Here is an 18,875-nt window from a genome sequence, read left to right as displayed (position 1 = left end):
TGGAGGACCGATCGATATTCTATAAAGCGATGTAATTGTTTGCAAATAGAAGCAATCTTACGAAAATTGGTTTTTTTAACGGGAAGACTCCGGAATTAGGGGGCCTAGCCGCTATTTACATCATCAATGAATAATCGTCTAGCCACTAGAATCCAGAGAGCAAGTACACAGAATTAGCTGCTCCAATTGATCTAAACATAGTAACACAGAGCTAGCTACTCCGATTGATCTAAACACCCTCTCTAGTTAGCATGCCGATTTGCAGCTATAGCGGGATACAAAAATAGCCTGCAACCCATCTAGCATAATGCTAGTGGATTGCAGGCTATTCCGGTTAACTGCCGCTTAGCGCAGGTTCGCGCGCTTCAGCAACCGCTGGATGGAGCGGTTCGCTTCGGGCAGGACGATGTCCTTGTCGATCGTCCGCATGATGCGGTTTTCCATGACGATACGACCGTTAATGATCGTCGTTTCCACGTCTGCTCGCGTCGCTGAGTAAACGATGCGAGAGATCGGATCCACGTCGAAGGACGGATACGTGTGAAAGTTGTTGAGATCGAGAATGGCGAGGTCGGCCTTCTTGCCGACCTCGAGGCTGCCGATCTCCTTCTCCATGCTGACAGCACGGGCACCTCCGATGGTCGCCATGCGGAAGACCGTCTGCGCATTCATGGCCGTCGGCCCGTGTATCGGCTTCTGGATAAGCGCAGCCAAACGCATCTCGTTAAACATATCGAGATTATTATTGCACGGCGCGCCATCTGCTCCTAGGCTGACGGAGATATCGAGCTTCAGCATGTCGGGTGTCTCGGCAATGCCTGAAGCAAGCTTCAGGTTAGAGCCGGGACAATGGCTCACATGCACGCCTCGATCATGGATGATGCGCTTCTCTTCCTCATCGAGCCAAATGCAGTGCGCCAGAATAAGGCGCTCATTCGCCAAACCGAGATGATCGAGATAGACGACATTGCGCATGCCAGTCTCTGCCTGCACAATCTCGATCTCGCCGAGATTCTCCGATGCGTGCGTGTGCACTTTCACTTGGTACTGCTCCGATAGGCTGCGGACCTCACGCAGCAGCTCTTCCGTACACGATATGACGAATCGTGGAGAGAACGCGTACTGTATGCGGCCATCGTCGTGGCCGTTCCATTTCTCTAACAAATCGACACTTTGCTGGAGCGATTCGGAGGTCTTCTCCTGCAAAGCAAAGGGAACCTCGTCCCCTTTGTCCATCATCACCTTGCCGGATAAAGCGCGCATGCCGCTCTCCGCGATGGCTTGAAAAGCAAAGTCGGTGTGGTGCACCGTCTCCATATCGACGATCGTCGTTGTACCGCTTTGAATCAGCTCGCCGATGCCAAGCATGGCGGAATAATAGATCGATTCCTCGTCATGCGAGGCTTCAAGCGGCCATATCCGCTTTTTCAACCAATCCATTAGTTCCAGATCGTCCCCCTTGCCGCGGAATATGGTTTGGCATAAATGAATGTGGGTTTGGATGAAGCCTGGAATGATCGTACGATTCTTGGCGTCAATGATTTTATCCACCTGTGCGGGATTCAAGTTCGGTCCAATTGCAGCAATTCGGTCATTTTCAATGAAAATATCCCCTGTTATTATTTCCCCGTCGCCGTTCATCGTCACAATTTGTGCATCTTTGATTAGAATGGTCGTCATCGTTATAAACCTCCTACTTCTAGTATTGTATGAAGCAATGGACACAAAAAAACTAGCCACGAAAAATATGCCAAACATGCGCACATTTTTCGTAGCTAGAAATTTACGGTTTCTAAGTAGAGACCCTTAATCCAATTATTAAGGTTATACGAAAGGGGTAGTATTCAGTTCCTGCTTGCTTTCCTCTAGCGTAAACCGATACAGGTCATTTTGTCAACAGTCTGTGTTACCTATCCTAACATCCCCTCCCTCTTTTATGAAAACGGAGTCAATCATTCTGGATGATTGATCGTACCGCTTCCTACTGAGAATGGCGTTGTTACGCCTTCATACATAAGATGCATCGTCATTCCAGCTGCGGCATGTACGAGGTTATGGCAATGATCCATCCAAAGTCCAGGATTATTTGCTACGAGAGCCACTTCATAAGTTTCTCCCGGCAGTACAGCCAGCGTATCAGACCACCAAGGGCTACCTGTGGAAGGCTTACCATTGCGAGATAGCACCAGCACATGATGACCGTGTAAGTGCATGGGATGTTCGACGTTACCGCGGTTCACGATGGTCGTTTTGACGAGATCGCCTTCTTTCACCATTAGCATTGGTGTATTTGGAAATACCTCGCCATTCAACGTATAAAGGAAATCCAGATTACGATTATAGAACCCTAGTTTATTATCCAAGATCAAGGTGAAATCTCTGTCAAAACGGCTATTTGCATCAAAGGGAGTCGAGGTCGGGTCCCCATATTGAAGAGGATCGAAAGCGACCGTTTGAGGAAGCTCGGGAATTTCTCCCTTCCCATCCTGTGACATCAAGATGCCGCTGCTGCGGTTAGCGCCAACATTCAGGTACACAGGACGCTCTGGCATAATGAACGTGATGTCATAACGACCACCTGTAGGCACAACCACATTCGTATTGGTCAACACACCTGGCTTATTCAATTCAGTTCCATCAATGGCCGCCACCTCAAAATGAGTGCCGACAAGGGTATATTTTTGCTGCACCCAATCGTCTGTGTTAATTAGTCTCATGCGGACAGGCGTCCCCGGCGCGATTGTCATGCGTTCTACTTGATCTGATGCGCCAATGGCGAAAGTACTGCCTTTCCAGCGATGTGTCATGACCGTGATGTCCTTCACTTGCTGCAGGGTTTCCACCTTCGGTTCAACGATTAACGCTCCGAAAAGCCCCATGCTAACTGCTTCTTGTGAATCTTGATGGGAGTGATACCAGAACGTGCCCACTTGCTCTGCACGGAAACGATACGTGTAGGTCTCGCCAGGCATAGCCGCATTTTGAGTGGCACCAGCAACGCCATCCTCGGCATTCGGCACATCCAAACCATGCCAATGCGCAGTAACACCATGCTCGATATCCTCGTTGATCAAAGTGACCTCGACCAACTCGCCCTCTTTCATACGCAGTTCAGGTCCTGGGATTTGCCCATTGTACGTCCAAGCATCCACGGTTTTGCCAGAGCTAAGTGTGACCGTCTTTTTCTGAGCTGTAAGTGTAAAATGACGATCGGGCGTCCCTTCGCGCGGACCTGTCAGGTCAGCAACAGACACCATTTTGGCAGAGGAGCCGTTCATTCCCTCTATCGCGTGATTATGCGAACTCATATTTGCCGTTACTGCCTGACCGCCATAATCGTGTGTTCCGCTCGCCATATCGATTTCCGCTGGTAATTGACTGTTATTCATCGCCAACATAAACAAATAATAGACAGATCCAGCCACAACAGCCATAACACCAACCATCGTTAAGGCGCGTTTCCAAAAGGCAGGAATGACGTAAACTTCCATTTTACTTACCTGCTTGAAGCGAATCTGATGTCTCCACCAAAGCCCAACAGTTACGAGCACAAAGGCAGCCAAAGGTATGGAAATTTCCAACCACCGAAATGGAACCGGAGGCACGAGTGAGAAATATAAAGCGGTTAAAGCGCCTAGAGCCGTCATTTGAAAAGGAATAATGAGACCGGGGCTAGCAGCTCTATGGTAAATAGTTGGCTCTATTGATGCACCAGGCTCGGCTAAGCTTTGCTTCGTTAAGGAACGCAATTTGATCAGTTTAGGAACCGATACGACCCATATGGTTAAAATAGGCAGAACTACCAGGGGCGCTTGAATAAACACGCGGTCTTGCCAGAATACCGGATCCATGGATTGCTGCATCCAGACAATAGCTCCAATGATAGCGGCAGCAGGAATAGCCGGAAACCATGACCAGAACAGCAGCTTGCTTGCTTTGCGGTGCATCCGTTCCAGACTCTGGTTATATAGTAATCGGGACGCTTTGACACTCCCTATCCAGGTGAAAATGACGAATAATAAACAAACGAACAGTATGATTTGAACAATTATGCTGTACACAATGAAAACCCTCCTAAGAATCGATAACTTCAGTATAGTTCCCCTGCTTAATACGGCACACGGTCCAGAGGCTAAGTGAATACCTAGACTTAAGTAGGGGTTAAAAATACATCCGCTGCCATTCGCCCAATTTATGAGGAAAGCGGTTACTTTGTAATAAATTAACTGGAAATAGTTTGCGTTTTCAAGATAGGTATGGTATGATAAATCCAATCGACAAAAAGAACCTGAATTCACATATTATAAAGGGTTTTCATTTTTGTTAGTGAACCTTTTGCAATGTGTGAATTTTTTCTCTTTGAAGAATAAAAACATGTTAATTTATTTTTGGAGGTATTTCTCATGGCTACTGGTACAGTAAAATGGTTTAACGCAGAAAAAGGTTTCGGTTTCATCGAAGTTGAAGGCGGCAACGATGTATTCGTTCACTTCTCCGCAATCCAAGGCGACGGTTTCAAAACTTTGGACGAAGGCCAACACGTTGAGTTCAGCGTTGTTCAAGGCAACCGCGGACCACAAGCAGAAAACGTTGTAAAACTGTAATATAATTAAAAAGACTGCCTTTACTTGTGTAATGGCAGTCTTTTTCAATTTAGCTTATGAGGACGAAAAATGTTTTGCAAATAGCAAAACGCTAAGTCAATGCTTACCAAGCTAGTTTTACTAACGTAAAACTCTAAGGAGGTTTATCCATGTATTCCAGAAAAAAGTCGCTTGAAGAGATGCCTCTAGAAAATGTGACGGTATGGTCTTGTGAAAAAGAAGGCTGTAAAGGCTGGATGCGAGATAATTTTGCATTCGATCACGTGCCGACTTGTCATTTATGTCAGTCCACTATGGTTCGAAGTGTCAAGTTACTTCCTTTAGTTAATAACACGAATACGGATCAGAAGGCGCTCAAAAAGGGCGTACAAATTTAATATAACGAAACCCGGAGACGCGAATGTCTTCGGGTTTTTTGTGTTCCCACATAATCAGTGATAAGATTTCGGCATTTCGAAAGTAGCTTTCTATAACTCACTTGTAAGCGGGGAGGAAAAATGTCAGTGAAATCAAGAAAACGTCGTCAGTGGCTGCTATTGGCAGGCGCCTGCCTACTTGCCGCATGTGTGGTGATTGTGGTTGGTAAATCGCCATTCGGCGCACCATTCTCTTGGAAAGACAACACGCCAGCTGTTGTAGTTGCAACACCGATACCAACGCCACTACATCGAGAGGCTGTGGAATTCCGTATGCTTGATTTTGATCGCGGCTGGGTGAAATATGCAGATGGAATCTCGAGAACAGAGGATGGTGGGGCGCAGTGGCAAGAAGCGCTCGGGACAGACCTCACCGCTGAGGAAGTAGGAAACGCTTTGCCGATAGGCGGACCTATCACGGAGCTGCTTAGCCTAGAGGCAAGTTCAGGGTCGGCCGGTCAGGACAGCCCAAAACCGCTTACGGTTACAGTGGGCAATGCCTCTTTACAAGTGAAGCAATCGCAGTTCCTGACGCCTCGTATCGGATGGGTGCTTCTCGCCAGTATGAAGGATAGTAAAAACCCACTGCTCATCACGACAGATGGTGGACAAACCTGGGTGGACGGTATGACGGCCGAGGTCAAAGAGGCCATTCTAAAAGAGAAGAAGCATCTGCAGCAATTGAAGATGGAATCGGAGCTCTACGGAACCAAGGAAGATGCTAAAACGGTCATCGGTTCGAAATGGAAGCTCGTTCCGGATAGCGCAGCTCCAGGAGATGTTGTGCTGGTACGTCATAACGAACCAGGGAGTATCACTTGGTTGAATAAAACATATACCCTTCAGCCTTATGGAACGGGATACTTTACGTATTTGCCGATTACGATGAGCGCAAAGCCCGGAAAATATCCGATCGGTGATCAGACGCTAACCATTGAACCGAAGAAGTTCGAAACGCAGTATTTGAAGGTAACAGCTCAGATGGAAAGCATGAAGCAGGACACGGGTCGCATTGCAGCCGACCAGAAGAAGATTGATCTGGCGCGAAGTAAGTCCGAGCCGGAATTTCTGTTCAGCGGGCCGTTCGTACAGCCCGTCGAGGGGATTTTGACGACACCGTATGGGTACACCCGTTATGTGAACGGGAAATACGACAGCTCTCATATGGCCATTGATCTGGCCGCGAAGGAAGGCACCCCGATCAAAGCTACGAACGACGGGGTAGTTGCGCTGGCGGAAACCCTGTATTTGACTGGCAATGCCATCTATATCGACCATGGGATGGGGCTTTTCTCGCAGTACGCCCATCTTTCGGAGCTGCGCGTGAAAACGGGCGATCGGGTCAAGCAGGGCGATATCATTGGGCTCGTCGGCACGACTGGGTTCTCGACCGGGCCGCATTTGCACTTTACCTTTTGGGCTCACAATGTGCAGGTCAATCCGAACTTGTTTTTTAATACGACACCGTTTCGCTGGGTTCAGCCGAAGGGGTAAATAGAAAAAGGACACCGACTCTCAACATGAATAGAGAGAGGGTGTCCTTTTTTGTTCTATGTACGAGTAGAGATGCGTTCGAATGTATCGATATCACAGATGACGAACAGTCGCGCCTCTTCAGGAATGAGCTGATCCAGCTTGCGGTTGATGTTCAATTGATCGCCGTCGGAGATCAGTGTCGCACCTTCTTGGAGCAGCTGCTCGAAAGCGTCACGGTAGGTGCTCCACGATTTTCTTTTGCCAAGAACATGAAGATTATCACCCGATTGTCTGGTTAATAGCTGTGACACGATGCGGGATGAGCCCGGTGAAAAGGCAGAGCGAACGGCAAGCTGTGAGATTGTCTCAGAGCCAATGATGAACTCGTTCACGTTGACGTGTAAGAAGTTTTGCATGTTTTCGCGGTTTTTGATTTCAACAACGGAGTGTACGTTGCGGTAATTCCGCTCAATGGTCGTGGCAACGAGTAGTGTTTTGCCGTCTACAAAGGAGGGGTCGCGAAGCATGGCCTGATCTTCCGTTGTTTCATTCGCAAAGATGAACACGGAACGTGCCTTAGTCATATTGGCCTTTTCCAACGTTTCAACGAGGGTAGGATTACCTTGGATATAATGAATCCGATTATGAACGATTGGTGTTTTCTCCAGTGTATCTATGAGGACGATCTCTGTTTCCGAGTCCGTATTCAGAATTTCTTGAATCGCCAACTCGGCGTTTTTGCTCCAGTCTACGATCACAAAATGCTGTTCGCCTTGATATCTCAATTTGCCCTCTTCCTTTCGCTGTCTGTATACGAATAGTGAATCGATGACTTTACTGATAGTAACGGAGATCAGACCTATTCCGAAAATGTAGAGAAACATGCCGAGACATTTACCCGCAACGGTTTTGGGAGCGTAATCCCCATAGCCGGTTGTCGTAACGGTCGTCATGACCCACCATAAGCCATTGAAGAGGCTGCCAAAGGTTTCTTTTTCTAAGAGGTAAGCGCTCACGGAAGATAGGACGATAAACACGATGGCTACGGCGAAAATAAACTTGTTATTCATCCGCAGCAGTTTGAGAAAGAACTTACTGAAATAGAACATGTGGGGCCCTTTCTTGAGTCTAAATGGAAAAAATAATCGATTGAAAATGATTGTAACATACTTCCATTTATAGTGAGAGAAGTAGCTATTTAGTACTGGTGCATGCTACAATGAAGAACAAATGTTCTAGGACGGAGAAAAATAAAGATGACCCCTAACGCCAACATTTCCGTGCGCTCCCTGGTGGAATATGTGTATCGCAGCGGCAGTATTGAGTCAGGTTTCAGGACGAGTCGTGCGCTGACGGAAGGGACCAAAGCGCATCAAAAACTACAGAAGCAATATGGCGAATCGGACCAACATGAGGTCTATGTTTCGGCTGAGATCCCCTATGAGGATCTTTTATTTGTCATTGATGGGCGCTGTGACGGGCTTCTGATGGATGCGGATGGCGTGGTTACCGTGGACGAAATCAAATCAACCTCATCCGATATTGGGCAGATCGAGGAAGATTCCTATCCGGTTCATTGGGCACAAGCGAAATGCTATGCCTATATGGTGGCCAAAGACCGAGGGCTAAGCCGTATGCGAATTCAACTCACATATATGCAGGTTGATACGGAAGAGACTCGGCGATTTGTTGAGGAAGTATCGTCGGACGAGCTTGAACAGTTCATGCTTGACATGGTGGAGCGGTATTATCCTTATGCACAGGTGAGAAACGAGCATGAACAGCGCAGGAATCAGAGCATCAAGGAGCTATCTTTCCCGTTCCCGAATTATCGTGAAGGGCAGCGTAAGTTGGCCGGTGCAGTGTACAAAACGATAAACGAGGGGCGCAAGCTGTTCGCCAAGGCGCCAACAGGTATCGGTAAGACGATGTCGACCCTATTTCCATCGGTCAAAGCGATAGGTGAGGGACTGCTGCAGCGGATCTTTTATTTGACGGCGAGAACAACTACCCGTACTGCAGCGGAAGAAGCATATTCGCATCTGCAGGCTGGGGGACTTCAACTGCAAGTTGTTACGATCACGGCGAAAGAAAAAGTGTGTTTTCAGGAGGAAGTGAGGTGCTCAAAAGAGCATTGTGAGTTCGCCGACGGCTATTATGACCGGATTAATGAAGCCGTGCTTGATCTGCTAAGACATGAGACTATAATGACTCGCACAGTCATTGAGTCGTATGCGCGAAAGCATCGGGTGTGTCCTTTTGAGTTTTCACTCGATGTCGCCTATGCAGCAGATGCTGTCATTTGCGATTATAATTATATTTTTGACCCTCGTGTGAATTTGAAAAGGCTCTTCGAGGAACAGAAGCGGCAAACCTCGCTGCTTGTTGATGAGGCACATAATTTAGTGGACCGTGCGCGCGAGATGTATTCAAGCGTTTTAAATAAATCGGATTTCCTTGCGCTGCAGCGGGAGTTCAAGGGCGTTCGAGCCGAGCTGTATGATGCGGCCAAGGCCATTAATCAGTACTTTATTGCGATGCGTAAGCAGATCGGGGATCGCCAGATGCAGGTGGAGCCGGAGCTACCGGAGCCATTGATTGGGCTACTGGACGTGTTTATTGCAGCAGCGGAAAAAGAGTTGGCTGGGGCAGGCGCCACACCCCCTACAACACCGCTGCTGCTGGAAGCTTACTTCGGCGCACAAAATTTTGTGCGCATTGCGAAGCTGTACGATGAACGGTATGTGACGTTCATGTCATGTGAACGGAACGAGGTCAGCGTGAAGCTGTTCTGCCTCGATCCCTCCCATTTGCTTCGGCAGATGGGCAAGGGGTATCGGTCGCATGTGTTCTTCTCGGCGACCCTCTCGCCGCTGTCCTACTTCATGGACACGCTAGGGGCAGGGGAGGATGACTATTCCGTGACGGTGCCGTCCCCTTTTTCCAAAGAGCAGCTGGATGTCTTCGTTCAGCCGCTGTCAACGCGCTACCAGGATCGCGAGCGCAGTCGCGAGCCTATTGCCCGCTCGCTGTATGAGCTGATGGCGAAGCGTTCGGGTAATTATTTGGTGTTTTTCCCATCGTATGCCTATATGAGCAGCGTATATGAGGCTTTCACTGACCTCGTAGGTGAACAGAGGGCACTGCATCCAGAAGAGGAGCAGAGAATTCAGCTCCGAGTTCTCGTACAGCAGACGAAGATGTCGGAGGAGGAGCGGGAGCAGTTTCTGGCGGAGTTTCAAGCGGGAACGGAGAAGACTCTTGTGGGCTTTGCTGTGATGGGCGGTATCTTCTCGGAGGGCATTGATCTGGTAGGAGACCGGCTAACAGGCGTGGCCGTCGTCGGAGTCGGTTTGCCGCAGCTTGGACCGGAACGGAATCTTATCAAGGCATACATGGACAGTACCGGAAAAAACGGCTACGAGTATGCCTATGTGTTCCCAGGTATGAACAAAGTGCAGCAGGCCGGCGGGCGCTTGATCCGCTCCGAGACGGATCGCGGCGTTCTACTGCTGATTGACGATCGCTACCTGCAGCCGCTATATCAACGTCTACTGCCAGAAGAGTGGCGTGACTACACAGTGCTGCAGGCACAGCGTCGGTAGAGCGAGGCATCCAAAAAAGGCGAAGACCCTTGTATGTAGAGGGATCTTCGCCTTTCATTGCAGTAGGAATTAATTCTCTTAAATTGTTGAAGAATCCAATGGATTCCATTGGAGTGTTTACAGTGTTTTTCTGATTCAGGGTGATAGATAAGTATACTATTGGAATTTTTCCAATGAAATAGCAATTAAGCTTGTCTATGCTCCCCTAACTAATCACAAATAATTAGTGGAATTTATAGGAAGTTACTGATAAAATGAAACTGTATTTCATTGTATGAAACTTCAATCGAAACTTATGTGTTTGGAGGGGTTATGTATGAACTTTTCATTTTATGGGATTGACCATATCCAATTAGCGGCTCCTGAAGGCTGTGAAGATGAGGCGAGATATTTTTTCGCAACATTACTAGGCTGGACAGAAATTCCGAAACCTGAAAACTTAAGAAAACGCGGCGGTGTTTGGTTTCAATGTGGTATTCATCAGGTTCACATCGGGGTTCAAAAGGATTTTGTTCCTGCTACAAAAGCTCATCCAGCATTTCAGGTAAGCCAATTAGACGAGTTGCAGAAATATTTGGCGAATCATAACATACAAACCATCCCAGATGATGCAAGAGACGACGAGGGAGTAAAACGATTTTATTTGAATGATCCATTCGGCAATCGACTTGAGTTTCTTGAATGGCTTTAACAAGATACGTGCCTTATTGCAGCTCATATTCTTGTTTCCATTTTTGTATAGCTAAAATGAACTCATTTCTATGGTTGCCTGGAAAATGGTCTAATGCCTTATAATTAGGGGCCTCAGCTGCCATTATTTGAGAAACAGGGACCACGCGTAGAATTTCTGTGATATCGTTTGTTATCCTAAACACAATTCGGATGCCAGCCTCTTGAAGCGTAATCTCTTTGCAACCTGCGAATTTAGGATCGGAATAATGGCTAAGTTCTTCGCCAACCTCATTCGCTCGGTAACTCAATTCATCGATTGCTTGATTGACTTCATCTAATACGGAAATATCCAACTGCCAATACTCCTGAGCTGCTCCTTCATCAAAACGAATAGCCAATCGCTCCTTCGTGTGGTTCTTTGCGGATTTCATTCCAATTCATAATGGAAGCTGGGTCTTGCGTGATTCGATCTATTCGGTCATTCAGAATTCGCTCTTCCTCTTTTTGTTCTAGTTGAGTCAGTCGTTCAAACATTTGCTCGAAGTAAGGGTACCCAACTAATACCGTATCGACGACACCATTTTCTGTTATGAATTGGGGTAGATCCTTCGCTTTCCTACGCAGCTCGCCAAATTTTTTGGAAGCAGTGGTGGAACTGACCAATTGATCGGCTGTAAAAGTAAGTTTTTTCATGGATATAGTATGATCCTTGTTGCTTTAAGTATTCAGTAGTTACTACGTCCTATTTACAAACCATAAGCAGGTTGCCGTCCGGATCTCGAAAAGCGAACCATTGCTCATTTTGGATCTCCGTAACAAGCTCAACCTCGTTATTTTTCATAAATTCATAAGAAGCTTGAATATCCTCCGTTTGAAACATAAAAGCAGGTGTTTGATAGGTTGGAGGGCCACCAGGCTCGTTGCCGCCCCACATGGGCATTTGATCAAGCACAAGGGATGTTCCATCCATGGGAAGAGCGTAGAGGTGCCCGAACAGGATATCCCCATCAGGAGCTACACCAAGTAACTTACAGTACCAATCCCGTGCATGCTCAATATTCCGAACAGGAATAAAGACGTTGCTAATTCGATTCTTAATTGGACTTGACACACGAAACTCGCTCATATTAATTCAACCTCCATAAAAGGGATAATTTCCCTTTAAGTATTTCATAGGAAGCCCTATCTGTAAATGATTTGCAGCTTTTTCCCCAGAAATAAAAAAGAGTGAACTGACAATACTGTCAGCTCACTCCTATTCTCATAATGACATCCGATAAATGTTCAAAACATCTTCGCGAGTCAGCTTCTTAAAGTTGCCGAAATCCCCGTAAACCATGGCTTTATCGGCCATAAGCTCAAGTGTCGAGTCATCGATGTCGTAATCGGACAGTCGGCTAGGTGCGCCAATAGAGGCGAGGAATTCTCGAAGAGCGGCGATACCTTCCTCTGCAACTTGGCGATCCGATTTGTCAGTCGCATCAATGTCAAAGACGTTCTGTGCGAACTGTTTGAACCGCGCCACGTTTGCATCGAGTGTGTAGGACATCCAGTTCGGGAAGAGGATCGCTAGGCCGCCGCCGTGCGGAATATCGTGAACGGCAGACACGGCGTGCTCCAGATTATGTGTCGCCCAATCGCCGCGAACGCCCATGCTTAGGACACCGTTAAGCGCCATTGTACCGCTATATAGAATAGTTGCACGTTCTTCTAGATCATCTAGATCTCGCAGCAAGCGCGGAGCCGTATCGATCACCGTGCGCAGGATTGTTTCACAGAAGCCATCCTGCAATGGTGTATTAGTCGTATGATGGAAGTACTGTTCAAACACGTGAGACATGATATCAACCATGCCATATACGGTCTGATTTTCTGGCAAGGAAGTCGTGTGAGCTGGATCTAGAATCGAAAATTTAGGGAATGAGAACGGACTGCCCCATCCGAGTTTCTCTTTCGTCTCCCAGTTCGTAATGACAGAACCGGAGTTCATTTCTGAGCCGGTTGCTGCGATTGTGAGGACAGTTCCCAAGGGCAGCGCACCCGTTGCAGAAGCCTTCCGTGTAACGATATCCCAGAAGTCACCCGCGTACTTCGCGCCTACAGCAATAGCTTTGGCGCAGTCGATAACGCTGCCACCGCCGACAGCGAGAATGAGGTCAATGTTCTGGTTGCGGCACATTTCTACACCCCGATGAACAGTTGTTAGTCTCGGGTTAGGCTCAACACCGCTCAGTTCGAAGATATTTACATCCAAACCTTTCAGGAGATGAACGACGTTCGTATAAATGCCATTCTGCTTAATGCTTCCGCCGCCATAGACGAGCAGCACGTTCTTGCCATATTTAGGTACCTCAGCTGTTAATTTCTCCAGTTGTCCCTGACCGAAATGCAGTGTGGTTGGATTGTGAAATGTAAAATTATTCATCGAATTACCTCCTCATTGAGTCTGTCTGTAGGTAGTATGTTCTTACCCTTACATTGTATAGAAGAAACAGTGAAAAACAAAATTTGGCCTCTGCTAAGGAATGACGACAGCCCCAGCCCTGGTCTCCTGGCGGACGAAAGGCCGATCTCCCAGCCAGTATATAGTTCCATCCTGCGTAACAAAATGATGAAAAAAGTAAGCTCTTCCTTCAATCGGGAAATGATAATAAGATGAAGTAGTAGCAAGAAAAGTTGTATATAAATTGAACGAGGCAGGACTTCCTGTTATTTCCATAGAAATTCAAATGTGTACAATGCTATATCGAGGAAGTGATTGCACCGTGCCTGTGACTAGAAGATCTGATCACATTTTGGAAATTGCCTATTGTTGTGTACGGTGGTTTTTTGTACCGACGTCAACCATTCTATTTATGAAGTATTACCATCAAACGTCATTAGATCTGATCATTTTTATGAGTCTATTTGTCTTTGCTGTTATTTATATGGGAATAACGGAATTTGCCATACATCGCAGTCCCATTGACTCTGCCTTCTATCGCTACACAACGAGGACGGGAGTGCTGTTAGATTACGTGGCCTTTGTAGTGATTATTTCACTAACCGGAGGTACCCAGAGTCCCTTGTATCCAATTGCCTATCTGGTTATTTTACATGCGTCATTATACTGGAGTCTCGTTGGGGCCATGGTGGCAACCCTCATGGTGATTCTTGGTTATATCAGCATTGTAATAACGGTCGATGGCGGTTTTATGATAGAAGATCTGCCGCGGCATTTTTTCAATTTTGCTTTTTTGATCATGATCGGTGTGATTGGCGGCATCATCGTGGCGCGGGAGCGAAAGCATTTTGTAGAGAAGGGCATTTTTGAGAATTTAGCTAAAAAAGACTACCTAACCGGACTCTATAATCACCGCAGCTTCCAAGAGGAGATCAAGGAAACGATTGCGAAGCAGCAGCATTTTACCCTTGTGATGGCAGATATTGATTATTTCAAACGCATTAATGATCAGTATGGTCACCAGACAGGGGATGCGGTTCTGCGGTCGATCGGAACATTGTTTGAATCGAACATTTCTAGTGAGCATGGCAGTGCCTTCCGCTATGGGGGTGAGGAGTTTGTCATCATTTTGTACACGAAGGATCGGCATTTCGCTAGTGATCTGCTAAATCAATTCAGAGATAGGCTGCGCGCGCTTGAGTTCGGTACTGACGAGGACAAGTTCCATATCACCATGAGCTTCGGAGCAACAATTCGTGACAAGGATCAAAGCGCGACCGAGCTAGTTGCTGCGGCAGATGCGCTTTTGTATGAAGCGAAAGAGCAAGGAAGAGACCGCTTAGTGTGGGGATCGTATTCACTTACCTAGGCAAGAGATGGTATGATCGGTCTGTATCCAACGATTACTAATTAGGAGGGAAGCAGCATGGCAACGTTAACTCCATACATTTACAGCAGTGATGCAAGAAAACAAGCTGACTTTTACGTGAAGGCACTAGGCGGGGAAATAGTTAGCCTACGTACGTTCGCAGATATACCGGATGTGGATGAGTCGATCAAAAATCGAGTCATGCATATAGAGCTGCAGGCTCTTGGCCTTCGCTTCTTCATGGCTGATTCAGGTAAGGATACGGTGGATAGAGGCCAAGGTCTGGATTTGACGCTGGAATTTAAGAGCGAAGAAGAAGCGCGCCGTATATTTGATGCACTATCCGAGGATGGCGTTGTGAAAATGCCTTTCGAACGCATGTTCTGGGGTGCGATGTTCGGTCGTCTGGAAGATCCTTTCGGTGTGATCTGGCAGATAGCAACTGAATCGTAATTATCTTATGAAAACTATGCCAAGTAGGCAGGGATATACGGTTGGGCAGACGGCGAAAATATGCCAGACCTCGATCCAAACCCTCCATTTCTATGACAAAATTGGGCTTGTAAAGCCACACCGTGTGGATGGGCAAAATGGCTATCGATACTACTCCAGTCAAGATATTCTTGCGATTAAAATCGTTCAAGACCTGCAGAGTATGCAGTTCACGCTAGAGCAGATCGGACAGATTTTTAAAATCAAAAGCATGGACGGTATCCCAGAGCTAATGCGTGGGAAGAAGGCGGAAGCGGAAGAAACGATCCGCACGTTGGAGACGGTTGTCGGAACGATTGATCAAAGGCTGCGGCATTTGGACGCCCAGCGGCAGCTGCGCAAAGAATTCGAGCATTCGCAAGTCGTGGTAGAGCTGAAGGCATATCCGGATCGCTTCGTCGCTTTCGAACGCAAACGTGAGGAATGTGGGATGGAGGCTTCAGTTATACGCTTCATGGCGCTGATGGACCGGATCAAAGAGCACGGATTGACGATGGATGGACACATGTTGACCATCTACCATGAAGATCTACTGACGTTTGACAGGAGCGACTCCGATATTGAGATCTGTGTGCCGCTGCTGCCAAGTAAGTCAGAACCTGCCTTTACCCGGTGGCTGCTAGGCGGGGATTACATATCCGCGGTATACGCTGGCTTTCCTAATGAAGATACTTGCAAATCGCTGTACCAGCGTTTAAGGGATTGGATGAGCCTGAACGGCTATGAAGAGAACGGTCCAGTGCTGGAACGATATTTGATTGATTTTACCCATATGAGGAATACAGATGACTTTATTGTTGATCTTCAAATTCCTGTGAAAAGCGTATTGACCCTATAGCTGCTATAGGGTTTATTGTTATTTCATAAGAAGAAGCCAGTCGGTCATTCTGGCGAAAACCATTTGGGAGGATGCTGCATGGAAGTCATATTGGGAGCGGGTCCGCTGGGCAGGGCCGTCATGAAAGAGCTTTTGAGGAGAGGCAAGAAAGTCAGAATGGTTAACTCCTCGGGCAAGGCAAATGTGCCTGATGGTGTTGAGGTGATGCAAGCAGATCTGATGAGTGAAAGCGGTGCTCTAACTGCGCTAAAAGGGGCAAAGAACGTGTTTCAATGCGCGCAGCCTCCTTATAATAAATGGGATGGGTTGTTTCAGAAACTAATGAGCAATATTACGAAAGCAGCTGCCCATCATAAGACGAATCTAATCATGGGGGATAACCTCTATATGTACGGCGAAGTTAAAGGGTCGATCCATGAAGGGCTGACTTATGAGGCTTCCACGCGTAAAGGCAAAGTAAGGGCTGAAGTAGCTCGCGATCTGTTGGATTTACACCGAAAAGGGATCGTGAGAGTAACTATCGGCAGAGGGGCAGATTTCTTTGGACCTCAGGTAGAAAATTCGTACGTTGGTTCGCGTTTTTTCACACCGGTGGCGGCTGGGAAGTCGATTTCACTGCTTGGGAATCCTGATGCGCTGCATACATTTACGTATATTGACGACTTCGGTCGAGCCCTCGTGACCCTGAGTGAGCATGAAGATGCCTTCAGTCAGGTATGGCACGTCCCAAATGCAGAGACCGTAAGCGCTCGGCGATTCGCGGAACTAGCCTACGAGGCTGCAGGGCACTCTCCGCGAATTGGCACGATGGGCCGTGGGATGCTCCGTCTGGGCGGTCTATTCATACCGGCGGCAAAGGAGGTTATCGAGATGCTGTATCAATTTGAGCAGCCTTTTATAGTGGATAGCAGGAAGTTTGTACAGCGTTTTGGCGAAGAAGCGGGACCTACGCCGCTGCGTACTGCGCTTACCGAGACAGTGGCGTACTATCGCGAGCGTACAAAGAAATAGGAGGCTGCTTCTCCGCCTGAAGGCCGATGGGATCTTGTTTATATTCCGTTTAAAATAGAAGTGTATGATACCTAGGTAAGGAATCATACCAGAGAGACGGATGAACATCCAATCGGTAAAGGAGTAGAGATAGATGGCATTTACAAGGAAAGAAGAGCCTAAGGTTAAGAGCAACTGGCGCGGGTTCGCTCGTTTGCTCGCACAAGCTAACCCGCCTAAGCTCGTATTAAGCATAGCATTAGGGTTAAGCATTATTTCAACATTGGTGGGATTGGTGATTCCGCTGTTTACGAAGAATGTCGTTGATAGCTTCTCTGTTAGTTCCTTGAATTGGGCGCAGATTAGCGGTATGGCCATCGCTTTTGTAGCATCGGCTGTAGCTTCCGGGATTTCGGTGTACTTACTGAACTTTGCGGGACAGCGCGTTGTGGCAGGCATTCGGGATCGTTTGTGGAAGAAGCTGCTCGTGCTGCCGGTAAGATACTATGATAACCACCAGACGGGAGATACCATCTCTCGGATGACGAACGATACGGCGGTCATTAAGGGACTCATTGCTGAGCATATGGCGGGTTTCGTCACGGGGATCATCTCGATCATTGGATCTATTGTGGTGCTTCTGTTTATGGATTGGAAAATGACGCTCATCATGTTCAGCGTATTCCCGATAGCCTTCGTCATTCTTTTTCCGCTGGGGCGGCAAATGTACAAAATATCCAAGGGCATGCAAGCCGAGACAGCTGGCTTCACCTCCGTGCTGAATCGAGTACTATCAGAAATGCGCTTAGTGAAGGCAGCAAATGCCGAGCCTGTTGAGTATAAAGAAGGTGCTGCAGGGATTCAAAGGCTTTTCAAATTCGGGCTCAAAGAGGGTCGGATTCAAGCATTAATGGCGCCGCTTGTTACCTTTGTCATGCTAATGCTGTTTGTAGTGCTTTTCGGGTATGGCGGCATGCAGGTTGCCTCTGGGGCTATTTCAGCTGGTCAGCTCGTTGCTTTCATGCTGTATTTGTTCCAAATTGTTGCGCCGATTACGCAAATTACGCAGTTTTTCAATCAGGTACAGAAGGCGATGGGGGCAACCGATACAATCCTCAAGGTACTCGATTACGAAGAAGAGAATCCGCATGCCGGAGTACCTGTCACGAATGCCTCGCAGTCGATTCACTTCGATCAGGTATCTTTCAGCTACAAAGAAGGGGACTCTGTTCTGAAAAATGTCAGCTTCACCATGGAAGCGGGCAAGGTAACGGCCATTGTAGGACCGAGCGGCAGTGGTAAGACGACGATGTTCTCTCTTTTGGAAAGATTTTATATGCCGCAGAAGGGTACAGTCACGTTGGGCGCCGACCGAATTGATCAATTCTCGCTCGTCTCTTGGAGGAGTCAGATTGGCTATGTTTCGCAGGAGAGCCCGCTAATTGCAGGCACGATTCGGGATAATATCTGTTACGGCCTGCAGCATGAAGTAACGCTGGAGGAGCTGAAGCGGGCTTCACAGATGGCGTATGCCGATGACTTTATCGAGGAGCTGCCGCAGAAGTATGAGACCGAGGTTGGCGAACGCGGCATCAAGCTGTCAGGTGGACAGCGTCAGCGGATCGCCATTGCGCGAGCCTTGCTGCGGGATCCGAAGATTCTGATGCTGGACGAAGCGACATCGAGTCTGGACAGTAAATCGGAGGTCGTTGTACAGCAAGCGCTGCAAAATTTGATGCAAGGACGCACGACCCTGGTGATTGCGCATCGCTTATCGACGGTGGTAGATGCCGACCAAATTATCTTTCTGGACAAAGGCGTCGTGACTGGTAGTGGTACACACCAGCAGTTGCTGGAGTCTCATGAGATGTACCGCGAGTTTGCTACGCAGCAGCTGCAGCTGCAAGAGCAGACGTCTTCAGATCACTCGCAGTTGGCATCAGTGGCATCTACCGAGGTTCATTCCTAAA

17 protein-coding genes and 1 riboswitch are annotated in these 18,875 nt (G+C 47.6%); of the genes, 10 read left to right on the top strand and 7 right to left on the bottom strand.

Annotated elements, in window-relative coordinates:
• Window positions 1-345: 345 nt before the first annotated feature.
• A complete protein-coding gene (locus AC58UU_RS31130; RefSeq protein ID WP_497321333.1) occupies window positions 346-1,680 on the bottom strand; it encodes a 5'-deoxyadenosine deaminase in 1,335 nt (444 codons plus the stop codon).
• A 72-nt stretch (window positions 1,681-1,752) separates the two neighbouring features.
• Window positions 1,753-1,852: riboswitch (purine riboswitch) on the bottom strand.
• Window positions 1,853-1,952: 100 nt separating this feature from the next.
• Window positions 1,953-4,061 carry a multicopper oxidase family protein gene (locus tag AC58UU_RS31125; RefSeq protein WP_497321332.1) on the bottom strand — a complete coding sequence of 703 codons (2,109 nt, stop codon included), beginning with the start codon at window positions 4,059-4,061 and terminating at the stop codon, window positions 1,953-1,955.
• 342 nt (window positions 4,062-4,403) lie between these two features.
• On the opposite strand from AC58UU_RS31125, the gene AC58UU_RS31120 reads away from it, so the two are divergent.
• The 3 genes from AC58UU_RS31120 to AC58UU_RS31110 all read left to right on the top strand — a co-directional run bounded on the left by AC58UU_RS31120 (window position 4,404) and on the right by AC58UU_RS31110 (window position 6,514).
• On the top strand, window positions 4,404-4,604 hold the full coding sequence (locus AC58UU_RS31120; RefSeq protein WP_029199448.1) for a cold-shock protein: 201 nt from the start codon (window positions 4,404-4,406) through the stop codon (window positions 4,602-4,604).
• Window positions 4,605-4,753: 149 nt separating this feature from the next.
• The gene (locus AC58UU_RS31115; protein WP_029199449.1) at window positions 4,754-4,981 is read left to right on the top strand and encodes a cold-shock protein; all 228 of its coding nucleotides are present in this window, start codon (window positions 4,754-4,756) and stop codon (window positions 4,979-4,981) included.
• A 120-nt stretch (window positions 4,982-5,101) separates the two neighbouring features.
• On the top strand, window positions 5,102-6,514 hold the full coding sequence (locus AC58UU_RS31110) for a M23 family metallopeptidase (protein WP_497321331.1): 1,413 nt from the start codon (window positions 5,102-5,104) through the stop codon (window positions 6,512-6,514).
• Between the two features lie 56 nt (window positions 6,515-6,570).
• Here AC58UU_RS31110 and AC58UU_RS31105 read toward each other — a convergent pair whose 3' ends face one another.
• A complete protein-coding gene (locus AC58UU_RS31105) occupies window positions 6,571-7,653 on the bottom strand; it encodes a potassium channel family protein (protein WP_497321342.1) in 1,083 nt (360 codons plus the stop codon).
• Window positions 7,654-7,752: 99 nt separating this feature from the next.
• On the opposite strand from AC58UU_RS31105, the gene AC58UU_RS31100 reads away from it, so the two are divergent.
• Window positions 7,753-10,101, top strand: a complete 2,349-nt coding sequence (locus tag AC58UU_RS31100; protein WP_497321330.1) for an ATP-dependent DNA helicase — start codon at window positions 7,753-7,755, stop codon at window positions 10,099-10,101.
• A 316-nt stretch (window positions 10,102-10,417) separates the two neighbouring features.
• Window positions 10,418-10,792, top strand: a complete 375-nt coding sequence (locus tag AC58UU_RS31095; protein ID WP_497321329.1) for a VOC family protein — start codon at window positions 10,418-10,420, stop codon at window positions 10,790-10,792.
• 13 nt (window positions 10,793-10,805) lie between these two features.
• Here the strand turns inward: AC58UU_RS31095 and AC58UU_RS31090 are convergent, their stop codons facing one another.
• The 4 genes from AC58UU_RS31090 to AC58UU_RS31075 all read right to left on the bottom strand — a co-directional run bounded on the left by AC58UU_RS31090 (window position 10,806) and on the right by AC58UU_RS31075 (window position 13,198).
• Complete coding sequence (locus AC58UU_RS31090; RefSeq protein WP_497321327.1) at window positions 10,806-11,204, bottom strand: hypothetical protein; 399 nt, start codon at window positions 11,202-11,204, stop codon at window positions 10,806-10,808.
• A complete protein-coding gene (locus tag AC58UU_RS31085) occupies window positions 11,155-11,466 on the bottom strand; it encodes a type II toxin-antitoxin system Phd/YefM family antitoxin (RefSeq protein ID WP_497321326.1) in 312 nt (103 codons plus the stop codon). Before AC58UU_RS31085 ends, AC58UU_RS31090 begins: the two co-directional genes overlap by 50 nt.
• A 49-nt stretch (window positions 11,467-11,515) precedes the next feature.
• Window positions 11,516-11,899: a VOC family protein gene (locus AC58UU_RS31080; protein ID WP_497321325.1), complete on the bottom strand. Its 384-nt coding sequence runs from the start codon at window positions 11,897-11,899 to the stop codon at window positions 11,516-11,518.
• A gap of 135 nt (window positions 11,900-12,034) precedes the next feature.
• A complete protein-coding gene (locus AC58UU_RS31075; RefSeq protein ID WP_497321324.1) occupies window positions 12,035-13,198 on the bottom strand; it encodes an iron-containing alcohol dehydrogenase in 1,164 nt (387 codons plus the stop codon).
• Between the two features lie 346 nt (window positions 13,199-13,544).
• Here AC58UU_RS31075 and AC58UU_RS31070 point away from each other — a divergent pair, with 346 nt between their 5' ends.
• The 5 genes from AC58UU_RS31070 to AC58UU_RS31050 all read left to right on the top strand — a co-directional run bounded on the left by AC58UU_RS31070 (window position 13,545) and on the right by AC58UU_RS31050 (window position 18,874).
• Window positions 13,545-14,585 carry a GGDEF domain-containing protein gene (locus tag AC58UU_RS31070; protein ID WP_497321323.1) on the top strand — a complete coding sequence of 347 codons (1,041 nt, stop codon included), beginning with the start codon at window positions 13,545-13,547 and terminating at the stop codon, window positions 14,583-14,585.
• A gap of 57 nt (window positions 14,586-14,642) precedes the next feature.
• A complete protein-coding gene (locus tag AC58UU_RS31065; RefSeq protein WP_497321322.1) occupies window positions 14,643-15,038 on the top strand; it encodes a VOC family protein in 396 nt (131 codons plus the stop codon).
• A gap of 16 nt (window positions 15,039-15,054) precedes the next feature.
• Window positions 15,055-15,915 (top strand): MerR family transcriptional regulator, encoded by an 861-nt coding sequence (locus tag AC58UU_RS31060; protein WP_497321320.1) that lies wholly within the window; start codon window positions 15,055-15,057, stop codon window positions 15,913-15,915.
• Between the two features lie 78 nt (window positions 15,916-15,993).
• Window positions 15,994-16,926, top strand: a complete 933-nt coding sequence (locus AC58UU_RS31055) for an NAD-dependent epimerase/dehydratase family protein (RefSeq protein ID WP_497321319.1) — start codon at window positions 15,994-15,996, stop codon at window positions 16,924-16,926.
• A 133-nt stretch (window positions 16,927-17,059) separates the two neighbouring features.
• Window positions 17,060-18,874, top strand: a complete 1,815-nt coding sequence (locus AC58UU_RS31050) for an ABC transporter ATP-binding protein (protein WP_497321318.1) — start codon at window positions 17,060-17,062, stop codon at window positions 18,872-18,874.
• Window position 18,875 lies beyond the last annotated feature (1 nt).

The organism is Paenibacillus sp. JT22N1, assembly GCF_059692155.1.
Note: the sequence above shows the minus strand (reverse complement) of the source record. Positions and strands in the feature narration are given on the sequence as shown.